A 4078-nucleotide genomic window follows, 5' to 3' on the forward strand; every position below is an offset into this window, starting at 1 on the left:
CCCCAACACCGTGGAGGCGCTGCTGGTCGCGCTGGAGCAGGACTCGCAACTGCTTCGCGTGGCGGTCGAGGAGATGCCGCAGGCCCGCATGCACGACCGGCGGCAGCAGTTGCAGCGCCGGATCCGGGACCTGGCCACCGCCTACCTCAGCCTGACCGGCCGGGTCGGCGGCGGGAACGTCGCGACCCGGGCCTGGGTGCTGGTGGCGGGCATGGAGGGCCTCGCGGTGCGCTGGGTTCTCGACCGTCCCGCCATCGACCGCGCGGAGCTCGTCGCGGAGCTGACGGCGCTGGCCGAGGGGTATCTCGCCGTGCCGGCGGGCTCGGGCGCTCAGGCCGGGTGACGCCGGAGGCGGAGCGTCGCCCAGCCGAGCGGGACCGCCATCGCCACGGCGGCATCGCACCCCGCCTGGCCGCGGCCCCAGTCGCCAACCGTGACACCGGTGGCGGCGGTGAGCAGGATGGCCGCCGCTGTGCCCGCGAACACGACCGGTGCCGCGAGCGGTGCAGGGCCGCGGGCGCTGTTCTGGCATCCTCGGTGGTGCCACCTTGGCTGGAAAGGCTCCCGATGACCTCCCACCCCGACCACCGCGCGGGTCACGACGCGCACGAGCACGGCGGCCACGCCCACGGGATCAGCGTGAACGCCGACCGGCGCTGTCTGGTCGGTGCCCTGAGCCTGTTGGTCGCCTACATGGTCGGCGAGGTGGTCGTCGCCGTCCTCAGCGGCTCGCTGGCGCTGCTCTCCGACGCCGGCCACATGCTCTCCGACGCCGGTGCCATCGCCGTCGCACTGTGGGCGATGCGGCTGGCGGCCCGCCCGGCGGTCGGCATCTGGACGTTCGGGTGGAAGCGCGCCGAGATCCTCTCCGCGCTGGGCAACGGCGTGGCGCTGCTCGTCATCGCCGCCCTGGTCGCGCTCGAAGCGATCCGCAGACTGACGGTCGCGGAGCCGGAGGTGCGGGGCGGTCCGGTGCTGGTGGTGGCGCTGGTCGGCATCGTGGTCAACATCGCCGCCGCCTGGTTGCTGGCCCGCGCCGACCGGCGCAGCCTCAACGTCGAGGGCGCCTACCGACACATCCTCACCGACCTCTACGGGTTCGTCGGCACCGCCGTGGCCGCCCTCGTCATCCTCCTCACCGGCTGGACCCGGGCCGACGCGGTCGCCTCGCTGCTGGTCGTCGCGCTGATGCTGCATGCCGGCTGGGGCCTGCTGGTCGCCTCCGGCCGAGTGCTGCTCGAGGTCGCGCCCGCCTCGACCTCACTGGACGACATCCGCCGGCACCTGCTCGACGTCGACCATGTCCTCGGCGTACACGACCTGCACGTGTGGACCGTGACGTCGGACCTGCCCAGCCTCTCGGCGCACCTGGTGGTCGCCGACTCGTGCTTCAACGACGGGCATGCCCCACAGATCCTCGACGAGGTGCAGTCCTGCCTGGGCGGCCACTTCGACGTCGAGCACTCCACCTTCCAGCTCGAGCCGCGCTCACACGGCGCGCACGAGCACGCGTTCCACTAGAGCCGGTCCAGGCCCGCCTCGAACAGGTCCAGGACGGCGCTCGCGGCCGGGCGGTCCGCCAGCACGACGACGTCGGGGTGCAGCCGCAGCGCGGACGCGGGTACGGCGGGGTCGATCGGCCCGGTCAGTGCCGCCGCCAGGGCGTCCGCCTTCGCGGCTCCGAAGGCCAGGACCACGAGCCGGCGTGCGCCCAGGATGGTGCCGATGCCCTGGGTGACCGCCCGGGTCGGCACGAGCTCGGGGCGGGCGAAGAAGCGGGCGTTGTCCCGCCGGGTGCGGTCGGTCAGGTCCACGACGCGGGTGCGCGAGTCGAAGGCGGCTCCGGGCTCGTTGAACCCGATGTGGCCGTTCGCGCCGATCCCCAGCAGCTGGACGCCGATCCCGCCGGCGGCGGCGATGGCCCGGTCGTAGCCAGCTGGCTCCACGGTCGAGTCCGGATCGGGGACGTGGAGCCGCTCCTCGGGGAGCCCGATCGGCTCGGCCAGCTGGCGGCGCAGGGTGGCGCGGTAGGTGTGGGGATCGTCGTCCGGGAGCCCGAGGTACTCGTCCAGCGCGAACGCCTCGGCCCGGTCGACGCCGGTCCGCAGCGGCTCGCTGTCGGCGACCATCGCGGCCAGCTCCCGATAGACCGCCTCGACGCTGGAGCCGGTCGCCAGGCCCAGCACCGGATGCGGTGTGATGAGCTCGTGCGCGAGAAGCTCGGCGGCCTGCCGCGAGGCGTCCGCGCGGTCGGCCAGCATGAGCCGGGGGAGCCGGTCGATGAGAGTCATGTGCTCTTTTTACATGGATGGGAACAATTAGGAAAATAATGCCCATAGGCTGGTCGCGACCATGCTGCTGACGAGGTGAGATGACGACGATCGATGAGGTGCTCGTGCATCGGCGGACCATTCCGCTGGTGCGACCGTTCGTGACGGCGGTGCGGACGGCGTACGCGCTCGAGGCGGTGGTCGTCGAGCTCCGCGACTCGGACGGACGCAGCGGCTGGGGCGAGGCGGCGGTCAGCTGGCGAGTGACCGGCGAGAGCCCGCAGAGCGTGACGGCCGCGGTGCTCGGGCCCCTCCGGGAGGCGCTGGCCGGCCTCCCGGTCGCCGATCTGGATGCGGTGAGTGCGGCGATCCGGGGCGCCGTCGCGCAGAACCCGTCGGCCCGCTCGGCGGTGGAGTGCGCCGCCTACGACCTCGCGGCCCGGCTGGCGGAGGAGCCGCTGTGGCGCCATCTCGGCGGGGAGCGACGGATCGTGGGCACCGACATGACCCTCTCCGCACTCGGCCCCGACGAGCGGCTCGATGACCTGGTCGCCTCGGCCGCGGCGCACGTCGAGGCCGGCTTCACGACGCTGAAGGTCAAGGCGGGCGGTGGTGGAGACGACCGCCGTGCAGTGGCCGCCGTACGCGCCGCGGTCGGGCCGGAGGTGACCCTGCGGGTCGACGCCAACCAGGGCTGGACGCCGCGACAGGCGGTGGAGACCATGACGGCCTGGGAGGACGACGGCGTCGGCCTGGAGCTGGTGGAGCAGCCCGTTCCCCGGGACGACGTCGCGGGCCTGGCGTACGTCGCCCGGAGCGTCGCGACGCCGGTGATGGCGGACGAGTCGGTGTGGACCCGGCGCCAGCTCGACGAGCTGCTGACACAGGGCGCGAGGACTCTGGTCAACATCAAGCTCGCCAAGACCGGCGGGCCGCGCGAGGCGCTGGCGCTCGCGCAGCGGGCCGCCGACGAGGGCCTGGCGACGATCGTCGGCTGCATGTCGGAGAGCGATGTCGCCATCGCTACCGCGGCGGCGCTCGCCTCGGTGCTCGATACGCGCGGGTGGTCGCTGGGTGGTGCCCACGACCTGGACGCCGGCCAGTGGATCGCGGCCGGGCCGGTGCTCGGCGGGGTTCGCTACCGCGGCGGCGCGATCGACCTCGGTGATGCCGCCGGGACCGGCATTGCGGGCTTGGCCGAGCCCGGGTGAGCGTCGGCGAGCGGATCAGTCGTCGCCGTGGTTGCGCGCGCTGACCCGCCGGCTGGCCACGGCGTCCAGCGTCGCGGCGAGCGAGGCGGAGACCGAGTCGGGGTTGCGCTGGGCGACACCCATGAAGATGGTGTCCACGATCATGAGCTGCGCCATTCGGCTGGACATCGCGCCGTACCGGAATCGCGTCTCCCGCGAGACGGTGGTCAGGACGGCGTCGGCCGCCTGCGCCAGCGGCGAGCCCGGGAAGTTGGTCACCGCCACCGTGAACGCGCCGTGCAGCGCGGCGGTCTGCAGGGCCGCGATCGCCTCCTCCGTCTCGCCCGAGTGCGAGAACGCGATCGCCACGGCGTGCGCCGGCAGTACGGCGGCGCTGGTCAGGGCGAGGTGGGCGTCGCTGGAGGCGTTGGCCTGGTAGCCGATGCGGCGCAGCTTCTGCTGCAGGTCCTGGGCAGCCAGGCCGCTGGAGGCCGACCCGAAGACGTCGATGACCGGCGCCGCGATGATGGCGTCCACCACCCGGTCGAGCTGCTCGAGGTCGAGCATCGCCGCGGTCTCCTCGACCGCACGCGCCTCCTGGAAGGCCAGCTTGCGGAC

At 73.4% G+C, this 4078-nt stretch carries 4 protein-coding genes and 1 pseudogene; 3 read left to right on the plus strand and 2 right to left on the minus strand.

Features of this window, described 5'->3' with window-relative positions:
- Both VHA72_RS10420 and VHA72_RS10425 read left to right on the plus strand, forming a co-directional pair.
- Nucleotides 1-343 (plus strand): annotated as a pseudogene (locus tag VHA72_RS10420) (hypothetical protein); the annotation flags it as partial.
- Between the two features lie 224 nt (nucleotides 344-567).
- The gene (locus VHA72_RS10425) at nucleotides 568-1521 is read left to right on the plus strand and encodes a cation diffusion facilitator family transporter (RefSeq protein ID WP_325574927.1); all 954 of its coding nucleotides are present in this window, start codon (nucleotides 568-570) and stop codon (nucleotides 1519-1521) included.
- Here the strand turns inward: VHA72_RS10425 and VHA72_RS10430 are convergent.
- Complete coding sequence (locus VHA72_RS10430; protein ID WP_325574928.1) at nucleotides 1518-2291, minus strand: glucosamine-6-phosphate deaminase; 774 nt, start codon at nucleotides 2289-2291, stop codon at nucleotides 1518-1520. The genes VHA72_RS10425 and VHA72_RS10430 overlap by 4 nt on opposite strands.
- A gap of 80 nt (nucleotides 2292-2371) precedes the next feature.
- Between VHA72_RS10430 and VHA72_RS10435 the strand changes: the two genes are divergently transcribed.
- A complete protein-coding gene (locus VHA72_RS10435) occupies nucleotides 2372-3481 on the plus strand; it encodes a dipeptide epimerase (RefSeq protein WP_325574929.1) in 1110 nt (369 codons plus the stop codon).
- Nucleotides 3482-3496: 15 nt separating this feature from the next.
- Here the strand turns inward: VHA72_RS10435 and VHA72_RS10440 are convergent.
- A partial coding sequence (locus tag VHA72_RS10440) for a MurR/RpiR family transcriptional regulator (protein ID WP_325574931.1) occupies nucleotides 3497-4078 on the minus strand: 582 nt, incomplete at its 5' end.

It is taken from the genome of Nocardioides sp. (genome assembly GCF_035547795.1).
Taxonomy (GTDB): Bacteria; Actinomycetota; Actinomycetes; order Propionibacteriales; family Nocardioidaceae; genus Nocardioides.